The 19,382-nt window shown below is 66.5% G+C and carries 13 protein-coding genes; 6 read left to right on the top strand and 7 right to left on the bottom strand.

Translation table 11 applies throughout. The features are described 5' to 3' along the window. The first annotated feature begins 1 nt into the window (after nucleotide 1). From lipB to ACK5NO_RS11795, 3 genes are read left to right on the top strand one after another with little or no spacing between them, the layout of a single operon-like run. Nucleotides 2–709, top strand: a complete 708-nt coding sequence (lipB, locus tag ACK5NO_RS11785; protein WP_416812873.1) for a lipoyl(octanoyl) transferase LipB — start codon at nucleotides 2–4, stop codon at nucleotides 707–709. After that, the gene (gene lipA, locus ACK5NO_RS11790) at nucleotides 706–1,725 is read left to right on the top strand and encodes a lipoyl synthase (protein ID WP_416812874.1); all 1,020 of its coding nucleotides are present in this window, start codon (nucleotides 706–708) and stop codon (nucleotides 1,723–1,725) included. The genes lipB and lipA overlap by 4 nt, the downstream gene beginning before the upstream one ends. 57 nt (nucleotides 1,726–1,782) lie before the next feature. After that, nucleotides 1,783–2,475 (top strand): DUF4191 domain-containing protein, encoded by a 693-nt coding sequence (locus ACK5NO_RS11795; protein WP_416812875.1) that lies wholly within the window; start codon nucleotides 1,783–1,785, stop codon nucleotides 2,473–2,475. A gap of 16 nt (nucleotides 2,476–2,491) precedes the next feature. Here ACK5NO_RS11795 and ACK5NO_RS11800 read toward each other — a convergent pair whose 3' ends face one another. Both ACK5NO_RS11800 and ACK5NO_RS11805 read right to left on the bottom strand, forming a co-directional pair. Further along, on the bottom strand, nucleotides 2,492–3,136 hold the full coding sequence (locus ACK5NO_RS11800; protein WP_416812876.1) for an HAD-IA family hydrolase: 645 nt from the start codon (nucleotides 3,134–3,136) through the stop codon (nucleotides 2,492–2,494). Further along, nucleotides 3,129–3,569: an RDD family protein gene (locus tag ACK5NO_RS11805; protein WP_416812877.1), complete on the bottom strand. Its 441-nt coding sequence runs from the start codon at nucleotides 3,567–3,569 to the stop codon at nucleotides 3,129–3,131. The genes ACK5NO_RS11800 and ACK5NO_RS11805 overlap by 8 nt, the downstream gene beginning before the upstream one ends. Before the next feature lie 188 nt (nucleotides 3,570–3,757). On the opposite strand from ACK5NO_RS11805, the gene glnA reads away from it, so the two are divergent. Both glnA and ACK5NO_RS11815 read left to right on the top strand, forming a co-directional pair. Then, the gene (glnA, locus tag ACK5NO_RS11810; protein ID WP_416812878.1) at nucleotides 3,758–5,188 is read left to right on the top strand and encodes a type I glutamate--ammonia ligase; all 1,431 of its coding nucleotides are present in this window, start codon (nucleotides 3,758–3,760) and stop codon (nucleotides 5,186–5,188) included. A 682-nt stretch (nucleotides 5,189–5,870) separates the two neighbouring features. Then, nucleotides 5,871–9,152, top strand: a complete 3,282-nt coding sequence (locus ACK5NO_RS11815; RefSeq protein ID WP_416812879.1) for a SpaA isopeptide-forming pilin-related protein — start codon at nucleotides 5,871–5,873, stop codon at nucleotides 9,150–9,152. A gap of 161 nt (nucleotides 9,153–9,313) precedes the next feature. Here ACK5NO_RS11815 and ACK5NO_RS11820 read toward each other — a convergent pair whose 3' ends face one another. The 5 genes from ACK5NO_RS11820 to ACK5NO_RS11840 form a co-directional block, all read right to left on the bottom strand. Next, nucleotides 9,314–14,086 (bottom strand): PQQ-dependent sugar dehydrogenase, encoded by a 4,773-nt coding sequence (locus ACK5NO_RS11820; RefSeq protein WP_416812880.1) that lies wholly within the window; start codon nucleotides 14,084–14,086, stop codon nucleotides 9,314–9,316. Between the two features lie 86 nt (nucleotides 14,087–14,172). Then, the gene (locus tag ACK5NO_RS11825; RefSeq protein ID WP_416812881.1) at nucleotides 14,173–14,850 is read right to left on the bottom strand and encodes a helix-turn-helix transcriptional regulator; all 678 of its coding nucleotides are present in this window, start codon (nucleotides 14,848–14,850) and stop codon (nucleotides 14,173–14,175) included. 4 nt (nucleotides 14,851–14,854) lie between these two features. Continuing rightward, complete coding sequence (locus ACK5NO_RS11830; protein WP_416812882.1) at nucleotides 14,855–15,208, bottom strand: DUF2249 domain-containing protein; 354 nt, start codon at nucleotides 15,206–15,208, stop codon at nucleotides 14,855–14,857. Between the two features lie 42 nt (nucleotides 15,209–15,250). After that, on the bottom strand, nucleotides 15,251–17,896 hold the full coding sequence (locus ACK5NO_RS11835; protein WP_416812883.1) for a multicopper oxidase domain-containing protein: 2,646 nt from the start codon (nucleotides 17,894–17,896) through the stop codon (nucleotides 15,251–15,253). Further along, nucleotides 17,893–19,017: a hypothetical protein gene (locus ACK5NO_RS11840; RefSeq protein ID WP_416812884.1), complete on the bottom strand. Its 1,125-nt coding sequence runs from the start codon at nucleotides 19,015–19,017 to the stop codon at nucleotides 17,893–17,895. Before ACK5NO_RS11840 ends, ACK5NO_RS11835 begins: the two co-directional genes overlap by 4 nt. A gap of 87 nt (nucleotides 19,018–19,104) precedes the next feature. Between ACK5NO_RS11840 and ACK5NO_RS11845 the strand changes: the two genes are divergently transcribed. Further along, nucleotides 19,105–19,382: alpha-amylase family glycosyl hydrolase (locus tag ACK5NO_RS11845; protein ID WP_416812885.1), on the top strand; the 278-nt coding region annotated here is incomplete at its 3' end.

The following is a 19,382-nucleotide window of genomic DNA, read 5'->3' on the forward strand; positions in this document are numbered from 1 at the left end:
TATGGACGTCCTCGATCTCGACCTCGGCTCCCGGTTGGTCCCCTATCAGGAAGCGTGGGATCGGCAACGCACCCTCCACGCCGAGCGGGTCGACGAACGCCGCCCCGACACCGTCATCCTGGTAGAGCACGAAGACGTGTACACCGCCGGTCGACGCACCGCCTCGTGGGACCGTCCCGTCGACGGCACTCCCGTGGTGGACGTCGACCGCGGCGGCCGCATCACGTGGCACGGGCCCGGTCAGCTCGTGGGCTACCCCATTGTCCGACTCACCGAACCTGTCGACGTGGTCCGCTACGTGCGCGCGCTCGAACAGGCCGTCATGGACCTGTGCGGTTCCCTAGGTCTGGAGACCATGCGCGTCGAGGATCGCTCGGGCGTGTGGCTGGCCGCCGACGGCGAGCGGCGCGAGCGCAAGGTATGCGCCATCGGCGTGCGGGTTGCCAAGGGCGTGACCATGCACGGCTTCGCCCTCAACTGCAACCCTTCTATGGCCAGGTTCGAGCGCATCGTCCCTTGCGGCATCTCCGATGCCGACGTCACGTCGCTGTCCCTTGAGTTGGGGCGCGAGGTCACGATTGGCGAGGTCGCGGGGCCGATGCTGGGGTACCTCGAGGCCGCGCTCGCTCCCGTACGCTGGGACGCAGCCCCGCACCCCGGCGGCGCCCTCGACCACACAGAGTCCGATCACCCCAAGGAGACCGTGTGACTATCGCACCCGAAGGCCGGCGCATGCTGCGCGTCGAGGCCCGTAACGCCGAGACCCCCATCGAGCGCAAGCCCGAGTGGATCCGTACCAAGGCGACCATGGGCCCCGAGTATCGTGACATGAAGGCGCGGGTGCACGGCCAGGGCCTGCACACCGTGTGCGAAGAGGCGGGCTGTCCCAACATCTTCGAGTGCTGGGAGGACCGCGAGGCGACCTTCCTCATCGGCGGTGCCCAGTGCACGCGCCGTTGCGACTTCTGCCAAATCGACACCGGCAAGCCCACCGCGCTTGACCGCATGGAGCCCCTCAAGGTGGCCCGCTCCGTCGAGCAAATGGGATTGAAGTACTCGACCGTGACCGGAGTCGCCCGCGACGACCTTGAGGATGGTGGCGCGTGGCTGTACGCCGAGACCACCCGCAAGATTCACGAGGTCAACCCCGGCACGGGTGTCGAGCTGCTGATTCCCGACTTCAACGCCGACCCCGACCAGCTCGCCGAGGTGTTCTCCTCGCGTCCCGAGGTGCTCGCGCACAACGTCGAGACCGTGCCGCGCATCTTCAAGCGCATCCGTCCCGCCTTCCGCTACGAGCGGTCCCTGCAGGTCATCACTGAGGCTCAGAAGGACGGCCTTGTCACCAAGTCGAACATCATCCTCGGCATGGGTGAGACCTTCGATGAGGCCGTGCAGGCGCTCCAGGACCTGCACGATGCGGGGTGCGACCTCATCACCATCACGCAGTACCTGCGCCCGAGCCCGCGCCACCACCCCGTCGAGCGCTGGGTCAAGCCCGAAGAGTTCGTGGAGTTGTCGGAGGCGGCCGACGAGATGGGCTTCCTTGGCGTGATGTCGGGGCCACTCGTGCGCTCGAGTTACCGCGCCGGCCGCCTGTGGGGCCAGGCGATGACCCGCAAGGGCCGCCCCATTCCCGATGCGCTGGCTCACCTGGGAGAGCCCATGGAGGCTCGCCAGGAGGCCTCCTTCCTACTGAACCGGACTGCCCGGCCCTCCTGCTGAACTGACTCCACCCGCGCATCGGCCCTGTGCCTGCGTACGACTAGAATGGGCGCCATCATGGCTAAGGAACCCGAGAAGAAGCCCCGTTGGTACAAGCTTGTCGCCCAGGCGTACCGCTTCACCCAGCCCCACGACAAGTGGCTCATCCCGCTGCTGATCGCCATTCCGGTGGGCGTCATCGGACTCTCGGTGGTCATTGGCCTTCAATTCTCGACCATCGTGCTGGTCTACTCGATCATCATGGGTGTGCTGCTCGCAGCCCTTGCCGCGATGTACACGCTGACCCGGCGCTTTGAGAAGGTCATGTACGCCCGCATGGAGGGCCAGGTGGGTGCCTCGCTGTCGATCGCCCAGAGCATCCGAACCGGATGGCAGTTCGCTGACGACCCGATCTCGATCGACCCCAAGGGCCGCCACGTGGTGTTCCGCGGTGTGGGTAAGGGCGGCGTCGTGCTGCTCGCCGAGGGCGGTAGCGCCGCCCAGAAGGCCGTCACCGCTGCCACGCGTCGCATCACGAAGCTCGTTCCCGGCGTTCCCGTTCACGCAATCTACGTGGGCACGCACGAGGGCGAAGTCGCGCTCAAGAACGTTCCCAAGGCCGTGCGCAAGCACAAGAAGGCCCTCAACCGTCACCAGCGCACCGCTGTGGCGCAGCGACTCGACGCCATCGGCGGTCAGAGTATCCCGATCCCCAAGGGCATTGATCCCACGCGTGCCCGTCCCGACCGCAAGGCGATGCGCGGCCGCTAAGCCGCTGCGGTGGTGGTTACGGGAGGGTAAGGACCAGGTCCTCGCCCTCCACCTTGATGCTCACCTGCGTCATGTCGTCGACCCTCGCGAGCCCCTGCGTCATTGCTGACCGGTTGGCTCCCACCACGACCACGGTGCAGCCAGCGGCCTGACCCGCCTGTATACCGGCATCGGTGTCCTCAAACACCACACACTGCTCGCCGGCGTAGCCCAGCGTGGCGGCCGCCCTGGCGAACCCTTCGGGGTGCGGCTTGCCGTGGGTGACATCGTCGGCGCCGATGAGGACCGTGGGCGGCTCAATGCCGACTGCCCGCAGGCGAGCGCGCGCCGGATCGGCCAACGCGGATGTCACCACAGCCCAGCGGCCCTGCGGCAGCTGCGACACGAACGCCGCCGCGCCGGCAATCTCGACCACGCCGTGGAAGTCGCTGCCCTCTGCAGAGTGAATGCGTTCGGTCCAACGCTCGATCTCACCGGCGTCGGACACGTACCGCGCGATGGTGTCGCGCGAGGGCCTGCCGTGGGCGAAAGACCTGACCTGGGTGCCGTCGAGGCCGTGCGCGTGGGCGAAGCCGTTCCACAGGTCGTCGACCAATGCCGTCGAGTCGACGAGCGTGCCGTCCATGTCGCACAGCACTGCACCGACGCGCAGGTCAGGCACCGCTACCGCCGAAGTTCTTGGTCCCGCGCGTGGACAGGATGCGGGTGCCGACGGCCCGGTCATGCAGGCCGCGTCCCTCGCCGTCCCACACGACGGCGGGAATCACGAGCGCAAGCAACAACGTGCGGCCCAGCGCCCTGACCGGTCCCACCATGGGGGCGCCGTCGTCGCGTACGACCCTCAGCCCTACGATCCGGTGACCAATGGTGGTGCCGATGGTCGCGACCAGAATCAGGTGCTGCACCATCCAAATCCCCACCGTTGCGAGGGGGTCTCCCCCGACGAGCACGCGTTCGATGGTGGTCACCGTGGCGGGGTCGTGCGCCGGGAAGAACGCGGAGGCGATGAGCATGCACATCACCCAGTCGATTCCTACGCCGATGAGCCTGCGCCCCGGGTACGCCTGCGTGCTGATGGGGGTCTCGTCGGTCACTGTGCCATCGTATCGGCGCCTGCAGTAGGGTCGTTTCGTCTCCGTTGTCCGCATCGATGCGGCCCCCTGCGCCTCAGGCGCGGCGCGAAACAGTTTCGTAACACGCCATGAACGTGGGGGAAACTGCACGCCCCTATGGTGGGCGTTGCTAGCCCGAGCACCCCACTGACATTGCAAGGAGCAATCGGATGTTCAAGACTGCCGATGAGGCACTCGCTTTCGTGAAGGATGAGGCGGTCGAGTACATCGACATCCGCTTCTGCGACCTCCCTGGCGCGATGCAGCACGTCAACGTGCCCGCGTCCCAGTTCGAGACCGTCCTCGAGGACGGCGCCGCCTTCGACGGTTCGTCGATCCGCGGCTTCCAGGCCATCAACGAGTCGGACATGAAGCTCATCGCCGACCTCCAGACCGCCTACGTGGACCCTTTCCGCAAGGCCAAGACGCTGGTCGTCAACTTCTCGGTGGTTGACCCCTTCACCGACGAGCCCTACTCGCGTGACCCCCGCAACGTTGCCTGGAAGGCTCAGGAGTACCTGAAGTCCACCGGCATTGGCGACACCGCGTTCTTCGCCCCCGAGGCCGAGTTCTTCATCTTCGACTCCGTGCGCTTTGACACCAACCAGCACGAGGGCTACTACCACATCGACTCCTCCGAGGGTTGGTGGAACACCGGCGTGGAGAAGGAGCTCGACGGCTCGCCCAACCTGGGCTACAAGACCCGCTTCAAGGGTGGCTACTTCCCCGTCTCCCCCGGCGACCAGATGGCAGACCTGCGCGACGAGATCTGCACCGTGCTGGGCGAGGTCGGCCTCGACCTCGAGCGTGCGCACCACGAGGTGGGCACCGCCGGTCAGCAGGAGATCAACTACCGCTTCAACACGCTGCTGCACGCCGCTGACGACATCATGAAGTTCAAGTACGTCGTCAAGAACGTGGCATGGAAGAACGGCAAGACCGCGACCTTCATGCCCAAGCCCCTCTTCGGCGACAACGGCTCGGGCATGCACGTGCACCAGTCGGTGTGGAAGGACGGCGAGCCGCTGTTCTACGACGAGAACGGTTACGGCGGCCTGTCCGACCTGGCCCGCTGGTACATCGGCGGCATCCTCAAGCACGCGCCCTCGCTGCTCGCGTTCACCAACCCCACGGTGAACTCCTACCACCGCCTGGTGCCCGGCTACGAGGCCCCCGTGAACCTGGTGTACTCGGCCCGCAACCGCTCCGCCGCGGTCCGCATCCCGATCACCGGCACCAACCCCAAGGCCAAGCGCATCGAGTTCCGCGCTCCCGACTCGTCCGGCAACCCGTACCTCGCGTTCGCGGCGCTGCTCATGGCGGGCCTCGACGGCATCAAGAACAAGATCGAGCCGCCGTCCCCCATCGACAAGGACCTGTACGAACTGCCCCCCGAGGAGCACGCACAGATCGCTCAGGTTCCCGACTCGCTGTCGAAGGTGCTCGACGCCCTCGAGGCAGACCACGGCTTCCTCACCGAGGGTGGCGTGTTCACCGAGGACCTCATCGAGGAGTGGATCGACTACAAGCGCACGCACGAGATTGACCCGCTGCGCTTCCGTCCGCACCCCCACGAGTTCGAGCTCTACTACGACTGCTAAGAGCGCGTAGCGCAAAGCCCCCGGTATCCGTCAGGATGCCGGGGGCTTCTGCGTTTCTACCTGCGACTGTCTGTCTGTGCCGGTCCAGCCCAGCGAGGATGGGGAAGTCCTGCCCTCGGGCCCAACCTTCCCTCACAGCCCCGCCGTCACCAACCTCATGGGACGCAACAACGAGGACGGCTCGTGCACGCCAATGGTGGTGCCCCGTGGCTTGCGCCGCCTGGACGGGTTGGACGAGATGATCAACAGCCTCGATGCCAGCGGGATGACGATCCGCGGCATGGGCACTCTTAGTAGCCCGACGAGGCAGAAGGCGGAAGCCGGAGCGCCTCAGTTGCCTACGCACACGCGTGCCCTTTACTACGTACCGCAGCGTCCTCCGTTACGTTGAACCCCGCCCACGCGCCCGCATCCGAACCTCAAGCACTGCAATGTCACGCGCGCGCCCCTTACCCTCCCACAACGGAATTGCTCTGTCCGACGCACGTCAGATGAGCGGCTAGTCAATGGGATGAGTCCTGGACGGAGGGTCAGTGGTGAGTAGACCCCTGCAGGCGTTGGCAGACCCACCACACCCACCTTGGAGGCCGAGGGAATCTCGCCAACTCGTGGGAGCAGGCATGTTCCAGCACGATGACGTGCACACGGCCCCGTGCGTGGAAAAGAAGGAGACGCGATAGGTATGCGAGCCGCCACTGAGAGCGCCAGCATTGTTGTACTAGCCGTAGCCCTCGTGGCCGGCACTGCAGTCACTGTCGCGGCCGATCCCACCCCCAACACCGGCCCCACCACCGGCGGCACCGTCGTCACTGACAGCACCTCCTTCAGTCCAATCGAGTTCACGCAGGTCGAGGCCGGCTCGTCCCATTCCGTGGCGTTGGGCAAGGACGGCAACTGGTACGCCTGGGGCGAGAACGGCTCTGGCCAACTGGGCGACGGGACGACCACGGATCGCACCACGCCCGTCGTGGTGGACGTGCCCACCGGTGTGGCATTCACCCAGATCGATGTCGGCGTTGGCCATGCGGTGGCGTTAGGCGATGACGGCAACTGGTATGCCTGGGGTGAGAACGGCTACGGTCAGTTAGGTGATGGGACGACCACGGATCGCACCACGCCCGTCGTGGTGGACGTGCCCTCTGGCCTGACGTTCACCCAGATCGAGGCCGGCTTGCAACACACGGTGGCGCTAGGCGATGACGGCAACGCGTATGCCTGGGGCAACAACAGCCAAGGTCAGTTGGGTGATGGGACGACCACGGCGAGCGCATCGCCTGTTCTGGTGGAGATGCCCTCTGACGTGACGTTCACCCAGATCGAGGTGGGAAACGTGCACGCGGCGGCGTTGGGTGATGACGGCAACACGTATGCCTGGGGCGGCAACAATTCCAATTCGTTGGGTGACGGGTCGAGGGCCCCCTACCGGACAACGCCTGTTCGGGTGAATGCACCCGCTGACGTGACGTTCACCCAACTGAATACCGGCGCACTCCACACGATGGCACTGAGTGATGATGGCACCTGGTATGCCTGGGGCAGCAACAGCCAAGGTCAATTGGGTGATGGGACAACCACGGAACGCCTCAGCCCTGTCCTCGTGAATGTTCCCTCTGGTGTGACCTTCACCCAGATCGTGCCTGGCGGTCACTACTCGGTGGCGTTGGGCGATGACGACAACACGTATGCCTGGGGCGACAACAGCTCCGGTCAGTTGGGGGTTGGTCAGTTGGGTGGAGGATCCATAGCGAGCCCCACGCCCGTCGTGGTGGATGTTCCCTCTGGCGTGACCTTCACCCAGGTCGCGGCGCGCTGGAAACACTCGGTCGCATTGGGCGACGATGGCAACACGTACTCCTGGGGCGAGAACCGGTCTGGCCAGTTGGGTGATGGGACAACCACGCAGCGCGATACGCCTGTCTTGGTGAAGGCACCGCCGACGCTGACAGAGGTCCTGTTCGGCTCGATAGCCGGCACAAACCTGTCCCAAAGCGGTGCCACCTACACCGTGGAGACTCCTGCGGGAGTGTGTGGCGTAGTGGACGTGACGGAGAAGTACTCCAACGACGAAACTGTGGTCCACGAGAATGCGTTCACGTTTGGCAGCGCGCCTGTGGTGAACCTCCAACCCGTCAAACCCGATGCCGTGGAAAATGGCGACACTGTCACCATCAGTGCTGGTGCGCTCGGTGATCCCACCCCTGGCGTGAAGTGGCAGAGCGCACCCGGGAGTTCCGGTCCGTGGAGCGATATTCCCGGTGCCACCTCTGACACGTTGACGTTGCCGGTGGAGGACGAGCAGTATGTGCGGGCCGTGTTCGACAACTGCTTCAACACGGCTGCCACCAGCGCCGTCCCCGTGAGTCTGCTGGACACGTTTGAGGTCTTGGTGCAGAAGACTGGGGAAGACACCACCGGCGCGATCGTGCCCATGGATGGTTCCGCATGGACGGCCTTCGACGCCGCAACTGGTGGCAATGAGGTAGCGACGATGACCGGTGCGGTGGACAACGACTCCGCCCCCATTACCGGCCTGTTCACCACCGAACTGGTTCCGGGTGAGTACTGGCTTGAGGAGACCAAGGCTCTTGAGGGGTTCGCACTGTTGGCAGAGCGGGTGAAGTTCACCGTCGCCACTGATGGAGAGGTCACCCTCGATGCGGGAGTGTCAGCGAACATCGCCGTCAGTTCCACCAGCGAGACCTTGACCAAAACCGGACAGTTCACCCAGATCTCGCCCGGCGTTGAACACACGGTGGCGTTGGATGATGATGGCAACGCGTACGCCTGGGGCACCAACAGCCAAGGTCAATTGGGTGACGGAACAACCTCACAGAGCACCTCGCCTGTCATGGTGGACATGCCCTCTGGCGTGACGTTCACCCAGGCCGCGGCGGGCTATCTCCACACCGTGGCGTTGGCGGAGGATGGCAACGCGTACGCCTGGGGTCTCAGCCCATATGGACAGTTGGGTCTTGGAGCAACAGTGGAAAGCCCTACGCCTGCCATGGTGGAGATGCCCTCTGGGGTGACATTCACCCAGGTCGATGCCGGCCATTTCCACACCGTCGCCCTGGGGGATGACGGCAACACGTATGCCTGGGGCTACAACAACTACGGTCAGTTGGGTACCGGAACAACCCCTCAGAACACCACGCCGGTCGCGGTGGAGATGCCCTCTGGCGTGACGTTCACCCAGGTCGCTGCCGGCATGTTCCACACCGTGGCGTTGGGGGATGACGGCAATACGTATGCCTGGGGTGAGAACCGGAATGGTCAGTTGGGCGACGGAACAACCTCACAGAACGCCACGCCTGTCATGGTGGACATGCCCTCTGGTGTGACGTTCACCCAGGTCGATGCCGGACACTCATACACTGCAGCGTTAGGGGATGACGGCAATACGTACGCCTGGGGCTACAACAACGTTGGTCAGTTGGGCGATGGGACGACCACGGATCGCACCACGCCCGTCGTGGTGGACATGCCCTCTGGCGTGACATTCACCCAGATCCGGCTCGGCGCATCCCACACATTGGCGTTGGGGGATGACGGCAACACGTATGCCTGGGGTGTGAACCGGAATGGTCAGTTGGGTGATGGGACGAACGAGGACCGCACCACGCCTGTCGTGGTGGACACGCCCTCAGGAGTGACGTTCACCCAGATCGATACCGGCGCAAGCTTCACGGCAGCGGTCGGCGATGATGGCAACGTGTATACCTGGGGTTCGAACACTCGCGGTCAGTTGGGTGATGGAACAACGACGCAGCGCGATTCGCCGGCCTTGGTTGAGGCGCCGGAGAGATCGTGGACGGTGATGACGTCGACGGTGTCAGTGCGTGACGTTCCGGTGTTCACGATGCCCGCCACCGGTACCGCCCGATACGACTGGGTTGCCCTTGTCGGTGCTATCACGCTCCTCGCTGCTGGACTGGTCATGGGTGCCGCCCGACACCGCATCTAGGCCTACACGCGTGCCCCTCGCCGCGACTCACCCCTCCGCGGTTTCTCGCCGCTTCGATGCGGGAGGACTGTTGATAGCGCGTAGCGCAAAGTCCCTGGTATCCGTCAGGATGCCGGGGACTTTCGCATGTACGCAGGCCCAGCCCGCATCGGCTTGGCGGATTACCCCGCTCCCAGGTACGTGGCCTGCAATGCCGCGCTCACCGTCTGCACCTGCGCGGCGCTCAGCACCCTGTCGAACACCACAACGGCCGCGACGTCCATCGCGATGAAAGGGTTGCCGTCGATCTCTGCGCCCAGCCAGATCGCGTCGTCGGCCGTGGTGAACGTTGCAGCCCCTGTCGCCAGCTGCACGCCGTCGCGGTATTGGGTCAGTTGCCCTTGCCCGTACGTCGCGGCCTGCACCAACCATCCCGCACCCGTGCCATCCGTGGTCGTCTCGTGGTCCCAGCACCACCCTTGGACCGCAAGGTCGCCGTCCAGGGACACCGTGGTGCCAAAGGTGTAGCCGCAGTAGGGCGCACCCCACGAGAATCCTCCCCATCCCGTGCCCGCATAGCGGGCAACGGTCACGACGGTTCGGGCCGATGCGCCCAAGGGCATCGCTTGCAACCCACCCAGCCGTCGGAGGGCATCGCCGTTGCCGTCGAGCGCGATTGCTTGGACGCCGGTGGGGGTGGTCGTCAGCGTGGGATTGCCGATGGCGACAAGGTCGTTGCCTTGTCCCGACAGGTCCGCCCACGCGGTGACGTTCGCGCCCGCACTCACGCCACTCTGGGCCAAGAGGCACAGGACGGAGTCCGCGCCAAAGGGCACCGCGCAGTCGCTGGTTGCTGCCTCCGGCGTGGCGACTACCTGGTTGGACGCGTCTGACTGGTGTCCGGCCGCGTCGTACGCCACCACGGCATAGCGGTAGGCGGTCCCGTTCGCCACCGAGGTGTCGACGTATTCGCGTGCGGTGACCGTCGCCAAGGGCGCATCCGTGGCAGGGTCGATGGTGGCGTCGGCCGGCGCCCTGAAGACCCGGTAGCCCGTGAGGTCTCCGTTGGGATCGGACGACGCCTTCCACGTGAGGGACACCGCCCCATCGCCTGCACTGGCCGCGAGCGCGGTGGGCGTGGTCGGGGGCGCCTGCTCGACGGTGCCTTCGAGGTACTTGCTCTCGAGGAACGCCGTGGTCTGCGCGAGTTCCGCGGCAGACAGCTCACGGTTGTACACCAGGATCGCGGCGACCTGCATGTCGATGTCCGGGCTGCCGTCGATCTCGGCTCCCAGCACGATCTTGTCGTCGGCCGTCGAGTACGGGACGGTCCCAGTGTCGATGACCTCGTCCCCCCGATAGTGGGCGAACTCTCCCCCGCCGTACACGATGGACTGCACCAGCCACCCGGCGTCCGTGCCATCGACCCCGGAGTCGCGGTCCCAACACCACCCCTGGAGGGCGAGGTCCCCGTCGAGTGCGACAACCGCTCCGAAGGTCTGACCGCAGTAGGGCGCTCCCCAGGAGAACCCTCCCCACCCCGTCGAGCCATAGTTCGCCGCCATCACGACCGTGCGCTCACTGTCGCTCGTCGGCATGCCGTTGAGTGAGCCGATGCGCTGCAGAGCATCGCCGTCGCCGTCGAAGGACAGCGCCGCCACCCCGCTGGGCGTCGTCGCGACCCCCACCGTGGGATCCCCGCTCGCCTTGTCGAGGTCGTTGCCCCTGCCCGACTGGTCCAGCCATCCCCCGACGTTGTTGCTTCCGTCGCGGATGACATTGAGGTCGGACTCGAGGTGGAGCACCAACCCGTCGAGAGGAAAGTCGCCCGTGGCCGGAGCGGTATCCACAGTGAACTCCACCGTGTCGATCGCCTCGGGATTGTCATAGAGGACGTGGTCCTCGCTCGCGATCTGGACCGTGACCTGGTGAACGCCGTCGGCAACATTGGCGAACGTGTGAGAGCCGTCGAGTTCCATCACCGTGACGTGCTCGCCATCGTCGAGCGTGACGTGCGCGTGGTCGCCCGGCGCGAGGTCGCCGGCGGTGCTCCACGCCACCTCGACGTCTCCGTTGCGAAGGGTGCGCCCGTCCTGGGGCGACGTGATGGTGACCGCGCGAGGCTCGGTGATATCGGAGAAATACTGTGCGTTGAGGTAGTCCTCGATCTGCTGGCGTTCTGCCTCTGTCACGGCCCGGTCGTAGACGAGGATCTCCGCGACCTCCATGTCGACGAACCGGCCACCGGCCAACTCGGTGCCCAGCCGGATGCGGTCGGTACCCGTCTGAAACTGATGCTCCCCGGTATCGATCACGTTTCCGTCGCGGTACTGCGTGAACGCGTTCTCGGCCATGACGATGGAGTGCACGAGCCACCCCTCGCCGTCGGCGGCGGCATCGGAGGTGAAGTCGTTGCCACCGCCCCAACCCTGCAGGCCCAGGTCTCCGTTGCCCGTGCGCACCGGGCCCCATACCTGGTTGTTGTAGGGCGCGCCGTAGGTGAAGCCAGCCCAGCCGCCGAGGGCCGATGCGGACGCGCCGTCGTACTTGACCACCGCGAAGACCGAGCGGTCGGCGTTGCTCACGGGAAGGTCGGTGAAGCCGGTGCGCCCCAGGCCGTCGTCCACTCCGTCAAAGCTGATCACGTCGTGGCCCGACAACGCCGCGGACTGCACCGTGGGTGTGCCCGAGATCGCACCCAGATTGTTGCCCTTGCCGCTGAGGTCGCTCCAGGCGATCACGCCGCCCTCGGAGGTCGTCACCCCCTGGTCTCCTTGCAGGCGCATCACCAGGCCGTCGGTGACCGGAGCGTCACAACTGCCGTTGGCCTCGAACGTGGCGGTCAGCGTCGCATCCGCATCGGGCACCGTATAGGTGTGGCTGGCGGCGCCACCGTCGGACCAGTGGTCGAACACGTATTGGGTGCCATCGACGCACTGCGGTGACCTCGCCGTGATCTGGTGCTCGAAGTCGATCAGGGTGTCGTGGACCCACGGCGCTGGCTTGGGCACCGTGTCCAGGTGCAGCACCAGACCTTCGGGAGCGGTGGCGAACGTCACGTCCACCTTGTCGGGCCGAATGTCGACGTAATCCGTGGTGACCAGGCCGTCCTCATCGGTGACTGCCAGCGTCACCCGGTACCACGTGTCGTTGCTGTAGTCGTGCCCGCTTTCGGAGACGTGGAACGACCCCGTGGTGCCGTTCGGGATTGTGTCACCCGGATGGAAGTGGTTGTCATGGCCAAACTGGACGGTCCAGGCGTAGTCCGCCGGATCGAGCGGACCGTCGTCCGTGGCGGTGGCCGCGACCTGGATCTGCTGCCCTGCACGGAACAGGCTTTCGGCGACCGGCGAGGTGATGGTCACGGTCGGCGCCGTCCCGACCTGGACACGCACTGACGCTGACACCACCGTATGGCTGCCATCGGAGACGCTGACATAGGCGTGATAGGGGCCGTCAGCCGTGTACGTGTGCTGGACCTGTGCACCCACCGCGCTCGTGCCATCACCAAAGTGCCAGGTGTAGGCCAGCGGATCGCCATCAGGATCCGTCGCTTCGGCGGAGAACTCCACCGCGAGCGGAGCAGTGCCTTGCGTCACGTCGGCCTGAGCGCTCGTTACCGTCGGGCCGCGATTGCCGCCCTCGTAGACAATGCGCCGAATCTGGCCGTTCGCGATCTGGGCGTAGTACAACGCCCCGTCCGTGCCCTGCTCGATCGCCACCACCGTGGTGGCGTTACCGCTCATCTGCCCCGACGGCTTGAAGTCGAAGTCGCCAATGACGTTTTCGCCTGACTCGTCGAACACCAGGTAGCGGATGACGTGTCGGGTGTAGTCGCCGTAGAAGAACACCCCGTCCCATTCGCTAGGGAACTGCGTGCCGCGATAGACGAACCCTGCGGTGATAGACGCGTTGGGGCCCAGCGGACTGTGATGCGGGTACGCGAAGATCGGCTCCGCAGGCGAGCCATCGGCAATGGTGCACGCAGGGAAGTCCGTGTACGGGTGCGGGCCTTCACAGTTGGGCCACTGATAGTTGAGCCCCTTGTACTCGTCGTCGTAGCGCGCGACGTGGAGGTCCTCCCACGATTCAGGGATGTCGTTGCCACCCACCTCGCCAATGAAGAAGCGGTTGGTCTGCGCATCCCAGCTCGCTCGGAACGGGTTGCGCAAGCCCGAAGCCCACACGTACGGGTGAGCACCCCCCGCGCCGCTGGCGTAGGGGTTGTCCGCCGGCACGTCACCGTCGGGCTCCACGCGAATGATCTTGCCGCTGGGATCGCTCAGATCCTGAGCGCGATCTCCATCGAACTTGTCGCCCACGGTGAGCCACAGGTTGCCGTCGGGACCAAAGTCGAGCCCGCCACCGTAGTGGCAGCACGCCCCATAGCCCTCGACGTCCTGCCACACGATCGCTTCCGACGCCGCCTCACCACGGCTCGAGGTGCCGCCCGCGTTCTCGGCGTGGGTGAAGCGCGCAATCCTTCCCCGCTCCGTCGAGCCGGGGTGGTAATAGAGGTAGAAGTACCCGTTGGTGACAAAGTCGGGATCGAGGGCAATATCGAGCAGACCGCGCTCGGCCCCCGTGTTGATGTCGGTGAGCGTCAGATAGACCTCGGTCGTCATGGGCACGCTCGACGGGTCGCCGATCTTGATCTGGCCACCCTTCTGCAGCACCAGCATGCGGCCGTCCGGAAGGAACTCCATCGCGATGGGTTCGGCCAGCCCTGTGGTCAGGACCGCCTCGTCGGAGAACCCCTCGAGCGACAGCGGTGCGGCCTGAACCGCCGCCGCGGCGGCGGTCGTCTCCACCGCATCGGCCCGCTGCGCACCTGTGTGCGCGACCAGGATGAGTGCCACGAACGCCATCAGCAGCGCCGATGCGCACGCAAGCCGGATCCCCCTCAGTCCGGCCCGCGCCCGCGCACGTTTGCCGCCCCACCCCGCTGCCACCATTCGATTCCCCTCCATCGAGTCGGTGAGACACGCACGATGGTTCGCATGCTAGCGGTGTGGGGGGTTTGTGAAAAGAGTCCGATTCGTCAGGGGCTGGCGGGAACGCCCAGGCCGAGGATGATGCACTCGCCGCCGACGTTGGGTTGCACGCTGATCCGGTCGATCCCGGCGCCCTCTTCGAGAGCGGCCGCGAGCATGCGCGCATGGATGGGACAGACCACCTCGGGGTGCAGGCGTGCCACGTCAGCCAGGGGGCAAGTCTTGACCAGCGCTGCGCCGTCAACTCGCCAGGCGATCTCCACGCCTGCTGCCGCCAGGCACGCGGTCACCGTGTCGTCGGCACTGGCATCGTCAGCGGCGACGTCGCCGCCCATGCGACCCCCCACGCGCTCGGCCGACGTCGCGGCACGCGCGACCGCATCGGCCGCCTGCCTTCCGAACCCGGCCAGCAGCGCTTTGGCAAGCTCGGCGTAGATGTCGTTCGTCTGCCCAGCTTTGGGCCCACCTGTGGGCCTGATCAGGGTGAAGACCTGGCGAGGGCGACCGCGGCGACCGGAGCGGTCGAGCGAGGTCCGCACCAGGCCCACCTCCTCGAGAAGTTCGAGGTGGGCGCGCACGGTGTTGGCGTGCAGTCGCACCGCCCGCGCGAGGTCCGAGACGGACGCCGACCCACCCGCGTCGGCCATCGCACTCAGGATGCGCTGCCTCGTAGCGGAGGCGAGCGCGGCATGGCGCCTGGTGTCGACGGGGGTGGTGGCAGTCATCGTGTCAACAGCATTCGGTGCGAGTGATCGCCACTCGCCACAAGTCAGGGCCAGCGGCGAGGTAGTCGAACGAGAAGGCGCCGTGCACCTCCGTCTGAATCTCGCTGAGCAAGCGCAGCGGGTCGTGCGGCGCGGCAACAACCACGGCCTCGCCGGGAACAAGGGCGCTCACCTGCGAGATGACGTGCGCATGGCGTGAGCCGTGGGGCAGCGTACGGACGTCGATGTCGCCCGCCTGCACCGTCACAGGAGCGGACTCAGACTTGCTTCCACAGCCACAGCCTCCGCAGCCACACTGCCCGGACGCCTTGCGTTCAGTCGCGGCCTGCTGCTCCTCAAGAGTCGAATAGATCTCCAACGTGGTGCCTTCCTGCTTGGTGCACGACCCACGGTCATGCTTCTAGTGTGAACCCTGCTGTGACACCGAAAGCAGGCCCTTAGCCCCGCGCTCGGCGTCGATCATGATGTGTGACACGAAGGGGAACGTCCCCTCGTTGTCCGCGGTGAACTCCACGAAGCCGCCCTGGCCCGGCTGGAGGGCGAGCGCCTGGGCGCCACCCGCATCGGCCCCACCATCGGGGCCTCCCAACTGGTAGGCGCCCTCGTAGTAGACGGTGTCGAACTGCTCGCCCACGACGTGGAACGACGTGGCACGGCTGGGGCCTGCGTCGACAACCCAGAAGCGCACGCGTTCTCCCACGGTGGCCTCGAGAGGGTTCTCGACGTACTGCGTGGCGTGCCCGTTGAACGTCACCAGGTCGGCGTCCTCGGCAAAGACCTTGTCGCTATCGACGATCCCGCCCTGCTCGCCCAGGTACATCTCTTGCTGCACGACGACGTACTCACGGTCCACGGGCTCAAGGTCCGGCGGGTCGATGATGACCGCCCCATACATGCCGTTGGCGATGTGAGTCGACATGGGCATGGTCGAGCAGTGATACAGCCAGGCGCCGGCGCTGCGCGCCTCGAAACGGTAGGTGAGGCTCTCCCCCGGTTCGATGCTGCGCATCACGTCGTCGGGCGCGATCTGGCTCGCGTGGAAGTCGATCGAGTGCGCCATGTCACCGTTGTTGACCAACGTGATCTCGAACGTATCGCCGATCTTGCCGCGCAGCGTTGGCGCGGGCACCGAGCCGTTGAAGGTCCACATGGTCTGGGTGTAGCCAGGAGCAACTTCGAGGAGCTCGTTGGTGACCTCAAGCGTGACCCGATGGACCGTGGCATCAGAGGCGGGCGCGAGGGCGGCGTCGTAGGGCTCGACGTCGGTGGAGGCGTGCAGATTGATGTCGTCGGCGGTCGCTACTGTGCCGTGGTCCATGTCGCCGTGGTCCATGCCCGTGTGGTCGGCGTCGCTGTCGCCCTCATCAGGTTCCGCGACGGCACCGCCCTGCCTCCCGACCACCTCGATAGACAACGTCATGCCCATCTGGCGGTGGCCGGCGATGGAACACCAGCCTTCGACGTCTCGCCCGACCACGCCCACGTCGAGGGTCGCGCTGTCGCCCGCGGAGATGCGTCCGCTGGACTGCCCCGTATCGAGCACCAGGTCGTGGGCCACGGTGTCGGTGTTCATCACCTCGATGACGAGGTGATCACCCGCTGCGACCTCGATGTCGCCCGGCGTGAAGGCCATGTCTTTGGCTTCCACCTCGACCACCACGGTCTTGCCGGTGGCCGTCACCTCGGCCGATGCGCTGGCACCGATCCCTGTGGCCGCCGGGTCGGCAGCCACGGCGGCTGCCGTAGCGAACAGCAGGACGCAGGCGGCTACCACCGCCCCGCCGGAGCCGCGCAGGCGCGGGCGGTCGGCGAGGTGGTCTGCCGGCACGAACTGTGGCGCGACGGGTGCGTTGGCGCGCGCCTTGCGCGATACCACGACCGCGCGCACGAGTGCGGCGATCATCCACAGCGCCGCGACGAGCGCAAGCGTGGAGCCCACGACGCGCACCAGGCTGGGCGCGGGCAAGACCCACAGTGCCACGCCGCCGTTGACCAACACGAACCGTGCGAACGCACCCTTCTCTACCGTGGCACGCGAGGCGCGCACCGCGTGAGGTCCGCCGCCGAGCACCATCGGCATCAGGTGCGTCAGAGAACCCAGCAGCACCTGCGCCGCTGCCCCGGCCACGATCGCCGCGACCACTCCGCCGAGCCGCTTCTCAAGGGTCGCGAAGTCTGGGCTCACCGCGGCCATCGCGCCCCAGGTGAGCACGCTGCCAAGCAACCATGCCACCGCCGCCGCCAGGTGCAAGGCGGCCACCGACTGTGGGCCTCGCTCGCGCAACGCGAGCACCATGGGCACCGCGGCCCAGGCAATGCCTGCCGCGGCGATCACGACGCCCGCGGCATACCCCAGTCGCAGGCCAGCGCCCAGGCAGCTCACCGCGACGACGAGCCCGCCGCCCATCACGATCAGCCCGCCCCGCGCATGCTCGGTCGCACCCGGCGCCACTCGCACGGCCAGCACGGTGGGCCACAGGGTCAGCAGCGTCGCCATGACCGTGAGCGCCACCCATCCCAGGATCATGAAGGACACATGGGCCAGATACATGCGCGCGGAGCCTTCCGCGGTCGCCAGGCCTCGCGACAGCAACACCCCACACACCACGCCCGCGCCCAAGGCGCTCGCGGACGCGACGTAGCCCCAGGTGCTCCATCCCAAGTGGTTGCCCAGCGCTCCGCGCGACGCGGCGGCAATCACGCTCGCGTGCCACACCGCGACCGCGACGAGCACCGCCCCTCCAGCGAGGACGAGCGCCCGGTACGCGCCCACCACGCCGACGATGACGGCGATGGCCGCCACACTGTGCGCGACGAGCCGGATGGCCTGGCCCCGCCTGCCGCCGGGCAGTTCGCGTCGACGCAGTGCCTCCGTGAAGTGCGCACTCCAAATGAGGATCGCGGCGCTTACCGCGCCCAGCATGAGCAGGTGCACCATCAGCCACGACGACGACGGCAGCACGCGGTGCACCATGGTCGCCACGGCGGCGGCGAGCATCCACGCGACAACGACGACATTGGCACGCAGGTGCCACTGGGCCCTCACGATGCCACCTGCGCGACCGGGGCTGACTGCTGACGGCCCTGCGTCGGCGCTTGGTCCCGGTGCGAGTGCACCGTTGCGCGGACCGCACTGCCCACGGCGATGGCGACGAACAGGACAAGCGCGATCACCCCCAACACCGAGCCCATCTGATGCGCCGCGTCGACGCCAGCGAAGTCGCCGAGCACAACCCTGAGCACGAGTGAGAAGTGCAGGAGCCCCAGGGGCAGGTACATGAGCGGCACGTAGGGCAGATTCACTCCCAGCACGGCGGGCAAGATGATGGGCGCGTGGGCGAAGATCATCGACATGGTGAAGCCCACAAAGACTGTGTGGATGACGGCGTCGTAGGCGCCACCGCTGTCTGGCGCACCGGTCAGCCACACGGAGCCCGCCACCGCGAGCCACCCGTACCCGGCGAGCATGGCGAGCGCTGCGAACCTAGGCAGCCCGGCAGTACGCACGGTCCGGCGCGCCATGTCGGTGGCCACCAGCACTCCGGTGAGCGCCAGGATCGACACCCCGAACAGCACCGAGCCCAGGGCCGGCCACAGCACCGCCGTCACGGCAGCGCCTGCCACCACGGCCGATGCGATCAGCACCCACATACCCATGCGAGCGTGGGAAAGGCGCGCCAAGTCAGCACGCTCCCCAGCGATGGTGAGCACCACGAAGCCCGCGAGCCACGGCAAGATGCGTGGCACATCGGCCCCACCCGCCCACATCAGCGCGGCACCTGCGCCGAGGACAGCGCCCAGTGCCTGAGCAGCGATCTCTGGCGCCGGAACGCGGGCCCACAAGCGCGAGTAGACGCACGTGAGCACCAGCATCCCCACGGCCAGAAGCGCACCTCCCACGACCCGCGCATCGGTCAATACCAGGACAAGGGCGCCGGCGCCTGTGGCGGCAGGCGCCGCGAAGGCCCACGCCGTGCGGGCCGCGACGGCGCGCTCGAGAGCGATGAGCGTGCCCACAAAGCCCAGCACCATCACCACGCCGTGGTGGGCCCCCAGGCGCTCGAGCATGTCACCCGGCCACAGACCGAGCAGGTGCAACGCCCCGGCGAGCCCGGCCACCAACGCCACAGCGGCCGGCAGCAAGAAGGGCACTCGGGATTTCTTCACGGTCTGAGCGTAGAAAAGCAACCGCACGAATGAAGGGACCTAGGTCCCGAGCCGCCTGGAGAGCCCGCCGTGCTTACGATGGAGAACATGCACAACAACGGTGAGACGGACCAGTGGTGGCGTACTGCGGTGATCTATCAGATCTATCCGCGGTCGTTTGCGGATTCCTCTGGGGACGGCATCGGGGACCTGGCAGGCATCACCTCGCGCCTTGATCACCTGGCGGCGTTGGGCGTGGACGCGATCTGGCTGTCGCCGTTTTACACCTCGCCGCAGAAGGACGCCGGCTACGACGTGGCCGACTTCACCGACGTTGACCCGCTGTTTGGCACGCTCGAGGACGCTGACCGCATGATCGCGCGCGC

This window comes from Demequina sp. (assembly GCF_047975725.1).
GTDB lineage: Bacteria > Actinomycetota > Actinomycetes > Actinomycetales > Demequinaceae > Demequina.

Coding starts and splice junctions, on each gene's coding strand:
- lipB (WP_416812873.1), top strand. CDS start 2: ATGGACGTCCTCGATCTCGACCTCGGCTCCCGGTTGGTCCCCTATCAG.
- ACK5NO_RS11795 (WP_416812875.1), top strand. CDS start 1,783: ATGGCTAAGGAACCCGAGAAGAAGCCCCGTTGGTACAAGCTTGTCGCC.
- glnA (WP_416812878.1), top strand. CDS start 3,758: ATGTTCAAGACTGCCGATGAGGCACTCGCTTTCGTGAAGGATGAGGCG.
- ACK5NO_RS11815 (WP_416812879.1), top strand. CDS start 5,871: ATGCGAGCCGCCACTGAGAGCGCCAGCATTGTTGTACTAGCCGTAGCC.
- ACK5NO_RS11820 (WP_416812880.1), bottom strand. CDS start 14,086: ATGGTGGCAGCGGGGTGGGGCGGCAAACGTGCGCGGGCGCGGGCCGGA.
- ACK5NO_RS11825 (WP_416812881.1), bottom strand. CDS start 14,850: ATGACTGCCACCACCCCCGTCGACACCAGGCGCCATGCCGCGCTCGCC.